This is a genomic window from Kitasatospora sp. NPDC036755 (assembly GCF_040636595.1).
Lineage (GTDB): Bacteria > Actinomycetota > Actinomycetes > Streptomycetales > Streptomycetaceae > Kitasatospora.
This window is the reverse complement of sequence record NZ_JBEZUT010000215.1, coordinates 1-14,968: the sequence shown is the minus strand read 5'-3', so window position 1 is coordinate 14,968 and position 14,968 is coordinate 1. Positions and strand designations below refer to the sequence as shown.

Sequence of the window (14,968 nt, the reverse complement as noted above, 5' to 3'; positions counted from 1 at the left end):
CCAGGTCGGTGAGGATCTGTACGTAGTCCTCGTGTCCGAAGGTGAACGGCAGGGCGAAGGCGACCTCGTCGACCTCGCGGTACCCGGCGTGGGCGACGGGCCCGCCGCTCCCGCGCCAGGCGGCAACGACGACAAGCTGCGCCGTCGCCACCCTGGTGACGGCCCCCTGAGGCTCCACCGCTCGGCCGTGACCACCATCGAGACGTCCATCGACGTCCGCCCGACATGCTCGACCCGAGCCCGCACGGTCCAGCTCAAGTCCGTCGCCGCAGGTCACAGCCACCGGCCCGTCGTCCTGTGCCTCGGGGACGGGCAGGACCGCCGGGGGACGGCTCGCGTCCCCCGGCGACGCCTCAGCGGTGGGTGAACGTCGGCGGGCGCTTCTCGGCGAAGGCCGCCATGCCCTCCTTCTGGTCGGCGGTGGCGAACGTCGCGTGGAACAGCCGCCGTTCGAAGCGGACGCCCTCGGCGAGGGTGGTCTCGTACGAGCGGTTGACGGCCTCCTTGAGCATGATCGCCGCCGGGGTGGGCATCGCCGCGATCGTCTCGGCGGTGGCCAGAGCGTCGGTCCGCAGCTGGTCGGCGGGGACGATGCGGGAGACGAGGCCGGCCCGTTCGGCCTCCTCGGCGCCCATCATCCGGCCGGTCAGGCACAGCTCCATGGCCTTGGCCTTGCCGACGGCCCGGGTGAGCCGCTGCGAGCCGCCGATGCCGGGGATGACGCCGAGCTTGATCTCCGGCTGCCCGAACTTCGCGGTGTCCGCCGCCAGCAGGACGTCGCACATCATCGCCAACTCGCAGCCCCCGCCCAGCGCGTAGCCGGCCACGGCCGCCACCACCGGCTTGCGCAGCGCGGCGAACCGGTCCCACGCGGCGAACCAGTCACCGAGGTAGGCGTCCACGAAGTCCAGGGGCTGCATCTCCTTGATGTCGGCACCGGCTGCGAAGGCCTTGTCCGAACCCGTGATCACCAGACAGCCGATCTCCGGGTCCCGGTCGAAGTCCGTTGCCGCCGCTACGACTTCGTTCATCAGGAGGGTGTTCAGCGCGTTCAGCGCCTTCGGGCGGTCGAGCGTGATCAGCCCGACCCGACCCTTGCGCTCGACCAGGATCGTCTCGAACGTCATGCGGTGTCCTTCCTGAGGGTGGTGATGATGGCCGAGAAGTCCAGACCGCCGGACCCGCCCCGGGCGAAAGTGGCGAACAACTCGGCGGCCCTGACGCCCAGTTCGGCCTGGACGGCGGAGGCGGCAGCAGCGTCGGCGGCCAGCCCGAGGTCCTTGGCCATCAGCGCGGACGCGAACCCGGCCGCGTAGTCGCGGTTGGCCGGGCTGGTCGGAACCGGACCGGGCACCGGGCAGTTGCTGGTCAGCGCCCAGCACTGGCCGGAGGCCGTGGAGGCGACGTCGAACAGCGCCTGGTGACTGAGCCCGAGGCTCTCCCCGAGGACGAAGGCCTCGCTGACCGCGATCATGGAGACGCCGAGGATCATGTTGTTGCAGATCTTGGCGGCCTGTCCGGCTCCGGATGCCCCGCAGTGGACGACCCGGCGGCCCATCGCCGCGAGCAGCGGCTCGGCCTCGGCGAAGTCGACGTCTTCGGCACCGACCATGAAGGTCAGGCTTGCCCCTTCGGCGCCCGCCACACCACCCGAGACCGGGGCGTCGACCGCCCGGTGCCCGGCGACCCGGGCGAGGTCGGCGGCCACCCGGGCGTCCCCGACCGCGATGGTGGAGCAGTCGACGAACAGCGCGCCGGACGCCGCCTCGGTCAACTCGCCGTAGGCGTCGAGGACGTGGCGCCCGGTCGGCAACATGGTCAGCACCACGTCCGCCTCGCCGACCGCTTCGGCAGCGGAGTCCGCGATCATCACTCCCTGTGCCGTGGCCTGGTCCCGGGCCTCGGCTGCGAGGTCGTAACCGATCACCCGGTGACCGGCCTTGACGAGGTTGGCGGCCATCGGGCCGCCCATGTTGCCCAGTCCGATGAATCCGATGGTGTACGTCACCAGCGCTCCAGGGGTGTGGTGGCGGCGAGGCCGAGCTCCCCCGCGCCGCGCGGCGCGAAGTAGCGGGCCACGGCGGCGGGTTCGACGGCGCCCAGGGTTGCCGGGCTCCACTGCGGCGAGCGGTCCTTGTCGATCACCTGGGCCCGGATGCCCTCGGCGAGGTCCGCCGTGGCGAGCGCCGCGCAGGAGGTGCGGTACTCCTGGTCGAGGACGGCCTCCAGCGGGCCGAGGGCCCGGGCCCGGCGCAGGGCCGCCAGCGTGGCCTTCACGGCGGTCGGGGAGTTGGCGGCGATCCGATCGGCCGCCTTCTTGGCCTCGGGCTCGCTGCTGTCCCGGAGGCGGTCGAGGATCTCCTCCACGGTGCCCGCCGAGTAGCAGGCGTCGATCCACGCCCGCTGTCCGTCCAGCACACCGGGCGGCGCGGGTGCGACGTGCCGTTCGAGGGCGTCGTGCACGGGCAGTTCGGCCAGGTCGTCCAGCAGGGCGGGCAGCCGCTCGGCAGGGACGAAGTGGTCGGCGAGCCCGCACAGCAGCGCGTCGGCGGCCCCGACGGAACCCGCGGTCAGGGCGAGGTGGGTGCCCAGCTCGCCCGGTGCGAGGGCGAGCAGGTAGGTGCCGCCCACGTCCGGGACGAAACCGATGCCGGCCTCCGGCATGGCGATGCGGGTGGTCTCGGTGACGATCCGGACGTTTCCGTGGGCGGAGACGCCGACCCCGCCTCCCATCACGATGCCGCTCATCACGGCGACGTAGGGCTTGGGGTAGCGTGCGATCCGGGCGTTGAGGCGGTACTCGTCGCGCCAGAACTCCTCGACGGCGCCCGGGTCGCCGCCGGTGGCGGCGCGGTGGATGGCGACGATGTCGCCGCCCGCGCAGAAGGCGCGGTCCCCGGCACCCGTGACGACGACGGTGTCCACCCGCTCGTCCTGCTCCCAGGCGTCCAGGGACTCCGCGATCGTCCGCACCATGCCGTGGGTGAGGGCGTTCAGGGCCGCGGGGCGGTTGAGGACGATCAGGCCCGCCCTGCCCTCGCGCTGGAGGAGGACCTCATCCGTACCCATCAGGCGGCTCCGGTCAGGCCGCGGGCGACGATGACGCGCATGATCTCGTTGGTCCCTTCCAGGATCTGGTGCACCCGCAGGTCGCGGACGATCTTCTCGATGCCATAGTCGGCGAGGTAGCCGTAGCCGCCGTGCAGTTGAAGCGCGGCGTTGGCGACCTCGAAGCCGGTGTCGGTGGCGTACCGCTTGGCCATCGCGCACAGCTCCGGGGCCCGCCGGTCGCCGCGGTCCAGGGCGGCCGCGGCCCGCCACACCAGGGCGCGGGCGGCCTCCAGCTCGGTGGCCATGTCGGCGAGCCGGAACTGCAGCGCCTGGGCGTGCAGCAGCCGGGCGCCGAACGCCTCACGGTCGGCGAGGTGGGCGATGGCGCGCTCCAGCGCGTCCTGCGCGCCGCCGAGGGAGCAGGCAGCGATGCCGAGCCGGCCGCCGTTCAGCCCGTTCATGGCGATCCGGAAGCCCTCGCCCTCGGCCCCGAGCAGGCGGTCGGCGGGCAGCCGGACGCCGTCCAGCACCACCTGGCGGGTCGGCTGGGCGTTCCAGCCCATCTTCTTCTCGTTCGGCCCGAAGGAGACCCCCGGGTCGTCACGCTCCACGACGAACGCGGAGATCCCCTTCGGCCCGGGGGCACCGGTCCGGGCCAGCACCACATAGACCTGCGAGGCGCCCGCGCCGGAGATGAACTGCTTGACGCCGTCCAGCACCCAGTGGTCGCCGTCGCGCACGGCCCGGGTGGCGATCGCGGCGGCGTCGGAGCCGGCACCGGGCTCGGTGAGGCAGTAGCTGCCCAGGTGCTCGGCCGTGCAGAGCGCGGGCAACCAGCGAGCGCGCTGCGCCTGCGTGCCGTACCGGTCGATCATCCAGGCGACCATGTTGTGGATGGACAGGTAGGCGGCGATGGACGGGCAGCCACCGGCGAGTGCCTCGAAGGCCACCACGCCATCCAGGCGGGAGAGTTCGGAGCCGCCCATGCCCTCCTGGACGTACACGCCGGCCAGGCCGAGGTCGGCGGCCTTGCGCAGCACGTCCACCGGGAAGTGCTTGGACTGGTCCCACTCCACGGCGTGCGGCGCGAGGTACTCCTCGGCGAAGGCCCGGGTCGTCTCGGCGATGGCGCGCTGGTCCTCGGTGAGGTCGTGCATCGCGCTCATCCCATCGTCGGCATGGTGAAGCTCGCGCCCTCCTTGACCCCGGAGGGCCAGCGCGAGGTGACGGTCCGGGTGCGGGTGTAGAAGCGGATGGCGTCCGGCCCGTGCTGGTTGAGGTCGCCGAACGCGGAGCGCTTCCATCCGCCGAAGGTGTGGTAGGCGATCGGCACCGGGATGGGCACGTTGACGCCGACCATGCCGGTGTTCACCCGGCGGGCGAAGTCCCGGGCGGTGTCGCCGTCGCGGGTGTAGATGGCCACACCGTTGCCGAACTCGTGCTCACTGGGCAGCCGCAGCGCCTCCTCGTAGTCGGCGGCGCGCACGACCGTGAGGACGGGGCCGAAGATCTCCTCCCGGTAGATCCGCATGTCCGGCGTCACCCGGTCGAACAGGGAGGCGCCGAGGAAGTAGCCGTCCTCGTGCCCCTCCAGCCGGAAGTCACGCCCGTCCACGACGAGTTCGGCGCCCTCTTCGACCCCGAGGTCCAGGTAGCCGCGCACCCGCTCCAGCGCGTCGGCGCCGACCAGCGGGCCGAAGTCCGCCGCCGGGTCGTCCGAGCGGCCGACCTTCAGCGCGGCGATCCGCTCGACCAGCTTCGCCACCAGGGCGTCCGCGGTCTCATCCCCCACCGGGACGGCGACCGAGATCGCCATGCAGCGCTCCCCGGCCGAGCCGTAGCCGGCGCCGACCAGCGCGTCCGCGGCTTGGTCGAGGTCGGCGTCCGGCATCACGATCATGTGGTTCTTCGCGCCGCCGAAGCACTGCGCCCGCTTCCCGTGCGCGGCGGCCGTCGCGTACACGTACTGGGCGATCGGCGTGGAGCCGACGAAGCCGAGGGCCTGCACCCGCGGGTCCTCCAGCAGGGTGTCCACGGCCTCCTTGCCGCCGTTCACGACGTTCAGGACGCCCGGCGGCAGCCCCGCCTCCAGGAACAGCTCGGCCAGCCGCAGCGGCACCGACGGGCACCGCTCAGAGGGCTTGAGGACGAAGGCGTTGCCGCAGGCCAGCGCGGGCGCGGCCTTCCACAGCGGGATCATCGCGGGGAAGTTGAACGGCGTGATGCCGGCGACGACGCCGAGCGGCTGACGCATCGAGTAGACGTCGATACCGGTGCCGGCGTTGTCGCTGAACTCGCCCTTCAGCAGGTGCGGGATCCCCGCGGCGAACTCCACCACCTCCAGGCCGCGCTGGATGTCCCCGTGGGCATCGGCCACGGTCTTGCCGTGCTCGGCGGAGAGCAGCCGGGCCAACTCGTCCTTCTCCTGCTCGACGAGTTGGAGGAAGCGCAGCAGCACCCGCGCCCGCCGCTGCGGGTTCCAGGCCGCCCACGCGGGCTGCGCCTGCGCTGCGTCGGCGATCACCGCCTCGACCTCGGCGCGGCTTGCCAGCGGCACCCGGGCCTGGACGCGCCCGGTGTTGGGGTCGTACACGTCGCCGAAGCGACCGGAGGTGCCGGCGACGGGCTTGCCGGCGACGAAGTGGGTGAGTTCTCGGACCATCGGGTTCCTACTCTCAACTGGGTCGGGGAGAGGAGGAATGGAGGCCGCCGCCGACGGGCGGGCGCACGGTGGTGCGGCCCCGCGGCGTCACGGTGGCAGTGGCATGACGAACCGTCAGAGCAGATGGGCCCCGGCAGTCGTCGGCACAGGACAACCAGGAGCAGCGGAACGGGAGCAGCCCGGAGTCATGCGTGTCGTCTCCATCCTCGTGGAAAACACGGATCACCCGCGGCCGGTATCCTGACTCCCGGATCACCGCACGCCCTCAGGCCTTCCCGGCTGGCTGCCAGTGGCCGTCATCTGCGAGGACGAACTCCCCGGTCACAGTGGCGGGACCGTGCCGGACTCACACCGGCTTCCCTGACACCGCGGACCTGCCATCGACCATATAGTTGGACGTCCTAGTAAGTCCAGAGGTCTGTGCGCGCGTTGCGCCATCGGGATCCCACCCCGCCGGGCCCGGCTCGACTACCTTTGCAAGCCGTCTGCAAGAGGCCCAAGGGGGGCAGGTCTGCGTGCACGAGGCCGGGTGAGGTTTCACCCGCACCGCGCGAAAATTCAACCTGCCCGCCGTCAGCCAGGCCGCCCGTCGGCGGTAGAACGACCACGCGCTCATCATCGGAGTGGCCGATGCGGCAACACGAGCCCGTTCGGCGACTGGAGTCCTGCCGACCACACAAGAAGCGACGTCCCAGGATGCCCTGCGGATGTATCACGAGGCACCGGTACGGCCAAACCACCGGACGCGCTGGAATCTTGGGCTCCGCACGCAGCCGTGCGACCGTCCACTCCTCTGGAGGAGCCCGTGTCGTCGCAGTTTCATGACCGTCAAGGAGACGGCGGAATTCCTGAACATGTCTGTTCAGTGGGTCTATCGCGAAGCCCCTCAAGTAGGCCTCGTCCCGTACCGGTTCGGACAAGGACGGAACGCGAAGCTGCAGTTCAAGGTCACAGAGGTCCAGACCTGGGTGAAGCAGCAACGGATGTCCGTCAGGTAAGCCAGACCGAGACGCCTCGGGCGCCCTGCTCCACACCAGAGCAGGGCGCCCGACGCGTTTCAGGCCGCAAGGCCGAGGTCGAGGACCTGGGCGGCGTGGCCGATGGAGCCGGGCATCAAGTGGCGGTAGATCTTGAACGTCACATCGATGCTCTTGCGCCTCATCCACTCGGCGACGTCGGTGATCGGGATGTTGTGGCTGAGGCAGTTCGAGGCGAAGAAGTGCCTCAGGCCGTAGAGCGTCATCCCCTCGGGGATGTCGGTCTCGCCGGCCCGCTTGATCCGGTCCCACTGGTTCTGCAGGTAGTAGGACGGGTACGGCTTCGCGATGTCCAGCGGGTGGCGGAGCAAGTAGCCGTCGATGGTGCCGTAGATATCCGCGTACGAGAGCAGGCTGAGCCGCGTCCGGACCGTCAGCGGGACGCCCCGGTAGTCGCCCTTCTTGCGGTGCTTGAGCGGCGCGCGACCCAGCCGTCCGAGCAGGTCCTCGACGCGCTCGCCCGCGTCCTCGACCTCGACGCGACCGAACGCGGGCACCTCCACCGCCTCGCGCGGCAGCGCCGCCGCCGCGCGACGACGCCGGGCACCCGGGTCCGGCCGGAGCTGCTGCGCGTCCTCGACCTGGTCGCCGGCGCTCCCGCGCTGATCATGAACCACCGCCTGGACGTCCTCGCCGGGAACGGCCTCGCCGGACTCCTCTTCGGCCGCCCGATGCCGGGCCTGAACATCGCCCGGCACATCATCCTGGAGGAGGCCGAGCACGGCCTGTACGCGGACTGGGAGAACTGCACCCTGGACGTGGTCGGGCACCTGCGCCTGGCCGCCGGAAAGTACCCCGACGACCCTCACCTGGCCTCGCTCGTCGGCGAGTTGGCGATGGGCAGCGAGCGCTTCCGCCGCCTCTGGGCCCGCGCGGAGGTGCGCGCCCGCACCCACGGACGCAAGGCGTACCGGCACCCCATGGTCGGACTGCTGGAACTGCACCAGGAGAACTTCGCGCTGCCTGGCGAGCCGGGCATCGAACTGCTCGTGCTGTCGGCGGCCCCCGGCAGCCCCACCGAGGACGGACTGCGCCTGCTCGCGGGCCTGGCCGCGGACCACGGCGCCGCCCGTCGCCCGGTGGACGCCCGGACCCTCGACTGACTCACCGACGCCCGCCCACCGCCGGTCACGGGCGTCCGTCGGCCGCCGGCCGGGCCCGCCGCGGGCCCCGGAGAGCTCCGCGGCCCGCTGCGGTGTCACCGCCCGGCCCGCTCCTCCAAGGCGTCCAGGACCTTGTCCAGCGTGATCGGCAGGTCACGCACCCGCACCCCGCACGCGTGCCACACGGCGTTCGACACCGCGGCGGCCGTCCCGACGATGCCGATCTCCCCGATGCCCTTGGAGCCCATGGCGTTGACGTGGGGATCGTGCTCGGCGAGCCAGTGCGCCTCGATGCGGTCGACGTCCGCGTTCGACGTGATCTGGTACTCGGCGAGGTCGTGGTTGACCACGTGGCCGGTCCGCGGGTCGAGCACGCCGTTCTCGTGCAGGGCCATGGACAGCCCCATCGTCATCCCGCCGACGAACTGCGAGCGCGCCGTACGGGGGTTGATGATCCGGCCCGCGGCGAACACTCCCAGCAGGCGCGGCACCCGCACCTCGCCGGTGTCCGCGTGGACGCGCGCCTCGGCGAACTGCGCCCCGAAGGCGTGCATCGCGTAGCGCTCGTCCGGCGGCCCGACACTGCCGGAGGCCTGCGCCCCGTCCGGCGGCTCGGCCCCGTACCGGTCGCGCAGGGCGCGCGCGGCCTCGACCACGGCAGATCCCCACGTCGTCATGCCCGAGGAACCCCCGGCCACCGACGCCACCGGGTAGTCCGTGTCCCCGATCCGCACCTCCACCCGGGCCACCGGCACGCCGAGCGCGTCCGCGGCGATCTGCGCGAGCGTGGTCCAGGTGCCGGTGCCGAGGTCGGCCGCGCCGATCTCGGCCACGTAACCCCCGCCCTCCCGCCGGATCGTCGCCGTCGACTTCGGCATCCGGCTGACCGGGTAGGTGGAGGCCGCCACGCCCGTGCCGACCAGCCAGTCGCCCCGGCGGCGCACGCCCGGCCGGGGATCGCGCCGCGACCAGCCGAACCGCTCCGCGCCCTCCCGCAGGCAGCCGACCAGGCCGCGGCTGGAGAACGGCTTGCCCGAACCGGGTTCGACGGCGGGCTCGTTGCGGATCCGCAACTCGACCGGATCCATGCCGAGGCGCTCGGCCAGCTCGTCCATCGCCACCTCGGGGCCGAACATCCCGGGGCACTCGCCCGGGGCGCGCATCCAGGACGGCGCCGGCACGTCGAGGGCGGCCAGCCGGTGCGTGGTGCGCCGGTTCGGCGAGGCGTACATCATGCGCGCGGGGACGCCGGTCTGCTCGGCGAACTCCTTGATGCGCGAGGTCTGTTCGACGACGTCGACCGCGACGGCGGTGAGCCTGCCGTCCCGGTCGGCCGCGAGCCGGCAGCGCTGGATGGTCGGGGTGCGGTAGCCGGTCAGGGCGAACATCTGCTGCCGGGTCAGCGCCAGCCGGACCGGCCGGCCGGGCAGCGCCCGCGCGGCCATCGCGGCGAGCACCACGTTGACGTGCGGCTGCCCCTTGGAACCGAACCCGCCCCCGACGTACGGGCAGACCACCCGGACCCGGGCCTCGTCGAGACCGAACACCGACGCCAGGGTGGACCGCGTCGGGTGGACCCCCTGGGTGGAGTCCCACAGGGTGAGGAAGCCCTCGCCCGCCGGATCCCACAGGGCCGCCGTGGCGTGCGGTTCCATCGGGTTGTTGTGGCACCCGGCGGTGCTGTACGTCTCGTCGACGCTCACCCGCGCGGCCGCCATCGCGGCGTCCACGTCGCCCTCGACGGTGTCGGTGGGGTGGTCCGGGTTCACCCTCCGCGGCGCGTACAGGTCCTCGCGGTCGGCCCGCAGTTCGGCGTCGTGCGGCTGCTGCTCGTAACCGACCCGGACGAGCGCGGCCGCATGTCTCGCCACCTCGGAGCTGTCCGCGACGACGAGGGCGACGACCTGGCCCCGGAAGGCGACCTCCGCGTCCTGCAGGACCGCCAGCTCCCGGTCCTCGGTGGACGCCAGGCGCTCCGCGTTGTCGTGGGTGAGCACCGCGGCTACCCCGTCGAGCGCCTCGGCCGCGGCGGTGTCCAGCTCCGTCACGCGCCCTTGGGCGACGCCGGCCTGGACGACGTGCAGATGTGCGGCGTCCGCCAACGGGGTCTCGTGGGCGTAGGTGGCGGTGCCCAGGACCTTGACGGCCCCGTCCCGGCGGGGCAGGTCGCGGCCGACGGCGGCCGGCTCGTCCGGGAACGTCATTGGGAAGTGTCCTCTCCGGCCAGACCGCGCAGGGTCGCGGCGAGGGTGCGGCGCAGCAGCGGGATCTTGAACGCGTTGCCGCCGCCCAGCCCTTCGGCCGGCCGGGCGGCGGCGAGCTCGGCGTCCGCGGCGGCCCGGTAGGCGTCTTCCGAAACGGGGGCACCCCGCAGCACTTCCTCGGCCCGGTACGCACGCCACGGCGCGTGCGCCACGCCGCCGAAGGCGATCCGCGAGTCCACCACCACCCCGTCCCGGACGTCGAGTGCCGCGGCCACGCTGACCAGGGCGAACGCGTACGAGGCCCGGTCGCGCACCTTGCGGTAGGCCGAGCGGCGGGCGATCGGCTGCGCCGGCAGGTCGATCGCGGTGATCAGCTCACCGTGTTCGAGCACCGTGTCGCGCTCGGGGGTGTCGCCGGGCAGCCGGTGCAGGTCGACGAACGGGATGGTGCGCTCACCGCCCGGCCCGAGCACCCGTACCCGTGCCCCGAGCGCGGCCAGCGCCACCGCCATGTCGGAGGGATGGACCGCGATGCAGTGCTCGGACGCGCCGAGGACGGCGTGGTGGCGGGTCCATCCGCCGATCGCGGAACAGCCCGTGCCCGGCTCCCGCTTGTTGCACGGGGTGGTGACGTCCTGGAAGTAGGCGCAGCGGGTGCGCTGCAGCGGATTGCCGCCGGTGGTGGCCATGTTGCGCAGCTGCGCCGACGCCCCCGACAGGAGCGCCTGCGACAGCACCGGGAACGACTCGCGCACCCGGGGGTGCGCGGCGAGCGCGCTGTTGGTCGTCCCCGCACCGATCCTCAGGGCTCCCCCGCCGAGTTCCTCGACCCCGGTCGGCAGGACTCCGGCGAGGTCGACGACCAGAGCGGGCCGCACGACGCCCAGCCTGAGGTGGTCCACCAGGTTCGTCCCGCCGCCGAGGAACACCGCGTCCGGATCGCCGGCGACGCTGCGCACGGCGGCCGCGGCGTCCGCGGGGCGGTGGTGGTCGAACGGTCTCATCCGGACACCTCCGGCCCGGTGACCGGACGGGCCGGGGACTGCCCCGTCGGGGGCTGCCCCGTCGGGGACTGCCCCGTCGGGGACTGCCCCGTCGGGGACTGCCCGGCCGCCTGCAGCACGGCGGTGACGATGTTGACGTAGGCGGCGCAGCGGCACAGGTTGCCGCTCATCCGTTCGGCCACTTCGGCGCGGTCCAGCCGGGGTTCGCCGGCGCCCCGGGTGACGGCGCTCGGCCAGCCCTGCGCGAACTCCTCCAGCGCCCCGACCGCGGAGACCACCTGGCCGGGGGTGCAGTAGCCGCACTGGAGCGCGTCGCAGTCGATGAAGGCCTGCTGCACCGGGTGCAGGCCGCCGTCGGCGAGCCCCTGGGCGGTGACCACCTCGGCGCCGTCCTGGGTGACCGCGAGCGTGAGGCAGCCCAGTACGCGGCGCCCTCCGGACAGCACCGTGCACGCACCGCACTGTCCGTGGTCGCACCCTTTCTTCGGGCTCGTCACACCGAGCCGCTCCCGCAGCGCGTCGAGCAGCGTCGTGCGCGTGTCGACGACCAGCCGGTGCGCGGTGCCGTCGACCCGTACGGTGATGTCCCTTTCCACCGCACGAGGCTCCCCCGGCCCGGCCGCGCCCACACGGTGTGCGGCGCTCCGTCACACCCGTGGCGGCAGCCAGACGGTCCGGAAGGCCTGCCGCGGGGGTGCGGCGGGGCGGCTCTCGGACCGGGTCCCGCGGTTCGCCGGGCTGGTGAGCGGGTCGCCGGGTGGGTCCGGATGACGCCCCCGGGGAGCCGCCATCCGGACCGTGAACTGCCCGTGCTTGCTCTCCTGTGACCGTGTCCGGCGGGCCGAGCACACCCGTCGCCCCCTGCCGGGGCCGTCGGAACGCAGCGCTCGGAACCGGAGCCCGCCGGCACCGGGACGGTACGGCACAGGGGAGGTACGACGACGGCCCGGTGCACTCCGAGGGGTTCCGGATGCGGGCCGCAGCCTTCCCTGCTCGGGGCCGCTGATCAAAGCGGGGTTCGGCCGCCCCCGCCACGCGCACGCCGCGGGCGACTTGCGGCAGGGACTATCCTCGAGTTCATGTCGAACCCTGATGGGCTGCTCGTCGACATCGCCGCGATGGTGGAGTCCGAGCACAGCAACCAGATGCCTTTGACCGTGGTCGTCCCCGGGGCGGTCATCACCGGTCGGCTTGCGCCGGAGAGCCTGTGGAACGAGCGGGTGGCCGAAGTGCTCGCCGCGTCCGAGCACTTGAAGCCCTTCGCCGCGCTGTTCGCGGCACCCGCCACCGGCGACGGCAACGACGTGGCGCCCCCTGTCGCGCGGCCGACGCATCTGCATCTGCATGTCGCCCGCATCCTGCAGGGCAGCTACGGCCTACCCCACACCGGGGGCATGTACCGCATCGCCATCGCCGACATCAGCAGCTGGACGGTGGGGGACCTCAGCTACTCCGACCAGTGACTCCCGGTCCAGGACGGTTCGCCGGCGCTGCGGCACCGCGGTCGTGAGCGATCTCACCGTCGCGGGCCGCACCGCCGGGGCCGGCGAGGGGAGGACGGCATCGGCGGAGCCGCCCTCGCCGTGCTCCAGCAGGAGTTCGTCGGCGACCCGTCGGAGCCCGGCTCCGGCCGCCCGCGCGACACGTGAAGGCCGACGACCTACGCCTCATCGCCCGGGTCGACGTCGGGCAACGTCTCGCCGAACCGCGCCATCGCCTCTGCCGGCCCGCAGCCGAAGGCGCGGCCGATGTATTCCCAGGTCATCAGGTTGCTGCGGGCCTTGCGGCCGGCCAGCAGCGCGGTCGCACCCGCGGCGCGCTCGAACCGGGCGGCCGCACGGACGGCGGCGTACGGCTTGCTGTCCGTGAGGTCGCAGATCCGGTTCACCAGCGCCGCGACCAGTTCCTCGACCTCGTGTTCCACCACACCCTCGGCCAGGTCGACGTGCCGCTCCCAGTCCGCGAACGGCCCGGTCTCCTCACCCACCGCCTCGGTCGCCTGGTCGTCACCGAAGTCCAACGGGTGCACCCGCTCCCCCCGCCAGCCACAACTGCAGCCACCGCGCACCGCAGCGGCCCGAGGGCCGTCGGCACCGTTGTAGAGCCACCAGGTGGTGCGCCCGTCCGGCAACGGCGCCGGCTCGCCGCCGTCCGCCAACACCGCCGCCGGGAAACCCCGATGGCGCCCGCTCTCGTCAAACCATGGCATGCCGTGTCCCTCATGTCCCTGGAATACAGCACCAGGGTTCTCAGCCCGTGACCCTCTGTCAAGGGCGCGCGACGACGCCCACCCGGCCCGGTCCCGTCGCGAGGCATCCCGCGCCGTCGCCACCGCCGAACAGCCCGCGGACGCCTGCTGCCGACAGCACCCGCCCGGGGCCGCTCTCCGTCCACCGGCCCCGGGCCCGCGCGGCCGCGTACGGTGGGCTCATGGGTAGTCGTCCGCCCCTGTGGCCGTTCACCGGCGGTACGCGGTGACCCTGTCCTGGTGGCTGGGCGCTACGTGTTCTCCCCCACTTTCAGGGCCTCGCCCTTGCGCTGCTCGGCAGCCTTGCGCGGGTCGGCCTTGATCAGCAGGGTGACCAGTACGGCGGTGCCGAGCATGATGAAGAGCGCCCAGGTCGCGGCCACCGAGTAGCCGTGTACCGTCGCGTCGCGCTCCACGTCCTCGCCCGACCGGCCGTCGAGCCAACTGGTCGTGGCGTTGGCCGCGATGGTGTTCAGCAGCGCGACGCCGATCGAGGCGCCCACCTGCTGGGCCGTGTTGACGGCGGCCGAGGCCACCCCCGCGTCCTGCGGGTCGACCCCGCTCGTGGCCACCGCGACGGTCGGCACGAACAGCGTGCCGATGCCGAGCCCGAGCAGCAGCTCGGCGGGCATGATCACCGCGACGTACGAACTGTCCGGCGTGAGCCGGGTGAGGATGCCGAGCGAGGCCGCGGCGGCGAGCAGGCCGGGCACGATCAGCACCCGGGGCGGCACCTTGGGCAGCAGCCGGCCGGACAGCTGGGTGGCACCGACGACGTTCATCACGACCAGGGGGAGCAGCGCGACACCGGTCCGGACCGCGGAGAAGCCCATGACGACCTGGAGTTGGTACGTGAGGAAGAGGAAGACGCCGAACAGCCCGAGCGTGGCCAGCGCCATCGTGCCGAAGGCCATGCCGCGGTTGCGGTCCGCCAGGATCCGTAGCGGCAGGAGCGGGTGGGGAAGCTTGGCCTGCAGGATCCCGAAGGCCACCAGGAGCACGCCGGCCGCGATCAGCGGCCGGACCACGCCGCCGGAACTCCAGCCCCGCTCACCGGCCTCGGAGAATCCGTAGACCATGGCCGCGATGCCCCCGCACCCGGTGAGCGCGCCGAGCACGTCGATCCTCGCCTCCACGCGGCCGGGCGGGTTGGGCAGGGTGGCCAGCGCACCGAGCATGGCCACCAGGGCGATCGGGATGTTGACGTACATGCACCAGCGCCAGTCGAGAGCGCTGGTGATGAGCCCTCCGCCGACCAGGCCGAGGCCGCCACCGGCGGTGAGCACGGCCGTGTAAACGCCGATGGCCTTGCCGCGCTCCCGCTGTTCGGGGAACATCGCCACCAGCAGCGCCAGGGTCGAGGGGGCGAGCAACGCCGCGAAGATCCCCTGTCCACCGCGGGCGACGATCAGCTCCCACTCGGACTGCGCGGTGCCACCGATCGCGGAGGCCACGGCGAAGCCCAGCACACCAGCCACCAGAGTGCGCTTGCGGCCCATCCGGTCGGCGATCCGCCCACCGAGCAGCAGCAGCCCGCCGAAGGCCAGGGTGTAGGCCGTCACCACCCACTGGCGGCTGGCATCGGACATCCCCAGGTCGGTCTGGGCAGTGGGCAGGGCGATCGTCACGATCGTCGTGTCCAAAGTGATCATCAGCTGC

At 72.7% G+C, this 14,968-nt stretch carries 13 protein-coding genes, 1 pseudogene and 1 riboswitch; of the genes and pseudogenes, 3 read left to right on the top strand and 11 right to left on the bottom strand.

Annotated features, from left to right (window positions below):
- Window positions 1-353: 353 nt before the first annotated feature.
- From AB0E96_RS27480 to AB0E96_RS27460, 5 genes are read right to left on the bottom strand one after another with little or no spacing between them, the layout of a single operon-like run.
- Complete coding sequence (locus AB0E96_RS27480) at window positions 354-1,127, bottom strand: enoyl-CoA hydratase (RefSeq protein WP_359828186.1); 774 nt, start codon at window positions 1,125-1,127, stop codon at window positions 354-356.
- Window positions 1,124-2,008, bottom strand: a complete 885-nt coding sequence (mmsB, locus tag AB0E96_RS27475) for a 3-hydroxyisobutyrate dehydrogenase (protein WP_359828185.1) — start codon at window positions 2,006-2,008, stop codon at window positions 1,124-1,126. Before mmsB ends, AB0E96_RS27480 begins: the two co-directional genes overlap by 4 nt.
- The gene (locus tag AB0E96_RS27470; RefSeq protein WP_359828183.1) at window positions 2,005-3,069 is read right to left on the bottom strand and encodes an enoyl-CoA hydratase/isomerase family protein; all 1,065 of its coding nucleotides are present in this window, start codon (window positions 3,067-3,069) and stop codon (window positions 2,005-2,007) included. Before AB0E96_RS27470 ends, mmsB begins: the two co-directional genes overlap by 4 nt.
- Complete coding sequence (locus AB0E96_RS27465) at window positions 3,069-4,217, bottom strand: acyl-CoA dehydrogenase family protein (RefSeq protein WP_359828182.1); 1,149 nt, start codon at window positions 4,215-4,217, stop codon at window positions 3,069-3,071. The genes AB0E96_RS27470 and AB0E96_RS27465 overlap by 1 nt, the downstream gene beginning before the upstream one ends.
- Window positions 4,214-5,713 (bottom strand): CoA-acylating methylmalonate-semialdehyde dehydrogenase, encoded by a 1,500-nt coding sequence (locus AB0E96_RS27460; RefSeq protein ID WP_359828181.1) that lies wholly within the window; start codon window positions 5,711-5,713, stop codon window positions 4,214-4,216. Before AB0E96_RS27460 ends, AB0E96_RS27465 begins: the two co-directional genes overlap by 4 nt.
- A 212-nt stretch (window positions 5,714-5,925) precedes the next feature.
- Window positions 5,926-6,117: riboswitch (cobalamin riboswitch) on the bottom strand.
- Between the two features lie 303 nt (window positions 6,118-6,420).
- On the opposite strand from AB0E96_RS27460, the gene AB0E96_RS27455 reads away from it, so the two are divergent.
- Window positions 6,421-6,711 (top strand): helix-turn-helix domain-containing protein, encoded by a 291-nt coding sequence (locus AB0E96_RS27455; RefSeq protein WP_359828187.1) that lies wholly within the window; start codon window positions 6,421-6,423, stop codon window positions 6,709-6,711.
- Window positions 6,712-6,770: 59 nt separating this feature from the next.
- Here the strand turns inward: AB0E96_RS27455 and AB0E96_RS27450 are convergent, their stop codons facing one another.
- The gene (locus AB0E96_RS27450) at window positions 6,771-7,247 is read right to left on the bottom strand and encodes a hypothetical protein (RefSeq protein ID WP_359828179.1); all 477 of its coding nucleotides are present in this window, start codon (window positions 7,245-7,247) and stop codon (window positions 6,771-6,773) included.
- On the opposite strand from AB0E96_RS27450, the pseudogene AB0E96_RS27445 reads away from it, so the two are divergent.
- Window positions 7,161-7,853 (top strand): annotated as a pseudogene (locus tag AB0E96_RS27445) (XRE family transcriptional regulator); the annotation flags it as partial. The gene AB0E96_RS27450 and the pseudogene AB0E96_RS27445 sit on opposite strands and share 87 nt — an antisense overlap.
- A 95-nt stretch (window positions 7,854-7,948) precedes the next feature.
- Here AB0E96_RS27445 and AB0E96_RS27440 read toward each other — a convergent pair.
- The 3 genes from AB0E96_RS27440 to AB0E96_RS27430 are packed head-to-tail and all read right to left on the bottom strand — an operon-like array spanning window position 7,949 to window position 11,657.
- Window positions 7,949-10,057, bottom strand: coding sequence for a xanthine dehydrogenase family protein molybdopterin-binding subunit (locus AB0E96_RS27440; RefSeq protein ID WP_359828178.1), 2,109 nt, complete (start codon window positions 10,055-10,057; stop codon window positions 7,949-7,951).
- On the bottom strand, window positions 10,054-11,061 hold the full coding sequence (locus AB0E96_RS27435) for a xanthine dehydrogenase family protein subunit M (protein WP_359828176.1): 1,008 nt from the start codon (window positions 11,059-11,061) through the stop codon (window positions 10,054-10,056). Before AB0E96_RS27435 ends, AB0E96_RS27440 begins: the two co-directional genes overlap by 4 nt.
- Complete coding sequence (locus AB0E96_RS27430; protein WP_359828175.1) at window positions 11,058-11,657, bottom strand: (2Fe-2S)-binding protein; 600 nt, start codon at window positions 11,655-11,657, stop codon at window positions 11,058-11,060. Before AB0E96_RS27430 ends, AB0E96_RS27435 begins: the two co-directional genes overlap by 4 nt.
- 483 nt (window positions 11,658-12,140) lie before the next feature.
- On the opposite strand from AB0E96_RS27430, the gene AB0E96_RS27425 reads away from it, so the two are divergent.
- Window positions 12,141-12,524, top strand: coding sequence for a hypothetical protein (locus AB0E96_RS27425; protein ID WP_359828174.1), 384 nt, complete (start codon window positions 12,141-12,143; stop codon window positions 12,522-12,524).
- 197 nt (window positions 12,525-12,721) lie between these two features.
- On the opposite strand, the gene AB0E96_RS27420 is transcribed toward AB0E96_RS27425, so the two are convergent.
- Together AB0E96_RS27420 and AB0E96_RS27415 are read right to left on the bottom strand one after the other, a co-directional pair.
- Window positions 12,722-13,270 (bottom strand): hypothetical protein, encoded by a 549-nt coding sequence (locus AB0E96_RS27420; protein WP_359828173.1) that lies wholly within the window; start codon window positions 13,268-13,270, stop codon window positions 12,722-12,724.
- 290 nt (window positions 13,271-13,560) lie between these two features.
- The coding region (locus AB0E96_RS27415; protein ID WP_359828171.1) for an MFS transporter at window positions 13,561-14,968 on the bottom strand (1,408 nt) is incomplete at its 5' end.

Excerpts from the sequence above, each read along its gene's own strand:
- AB0E96_RS27435 (WP_359828176.1), bottom strand. The coding sequence starts at position 11,061 with ATGAGACCGTTCGACCACCACCGCCCCGCGGACGCCGCGGCCGCCGTG.
- AB0E96_RS27425 (WP_359828174.1), top strand. The coding sequence starts at position 12,141 with ATGTCGAACCCTGATGGGCTGCTCGTCGACATCGCCGCGATGGTGGAG.
- AB0E96_RS27470 (WP_359828183.1), bottom strand. The coding sequence starts at position 3,069 with ATGGGTACGGATGAGGTCCTCCTCCAGCGCGAGGGCAGGGCGGGCCTG.
- AB0E96_RS27440 (WP_359828178.1), bottom strand. The coding sequence starts at position 10,057 with ATGACGTTCCCGGACGAGCCGGCCGCCGTCGGCCGCGACCTGCCCCGC.
- AB0E96_RS27455 (WP_359828187.1), top strand. The coding sequence starts at position 6,421 with ATGTATCACGAGGCACCGGTACGGCCAAACCACCGGACGCGCTGGAAT.
- AB0E96_RS27480 (WP_359828186.1), bottom strand. The coding sequence starts at position 1,127 with ATGACGTTCGAGACGATCCTGGTCGAGCGCAAGGGTCGGGTCGGGCTG.
- AB0E96_RS27465 (WP_359828182.1), bottom strand. The coding sequence starts at position 4,217 with ATGAGCGCGATGCACGACCTCACCGAGGACCAGCGCGCCATCGCCGAG.
- AB0E96_RS27420 (WP_359828173.1), bottom strand. The coding sequence starts at position 13,270 with ATGCCATGGTTTGACGAGAGCGGGCGCCATCGGGGTTTCCCGGCGGCG.
- AB0E96_RS27460 (WP_359828181.1), bottom strand. The coding sequence starts at position 5,713 with ATGGTCCGAGAACTCACCCACTTCGTCGCCGGCAAGCCCGTCGCCGGC.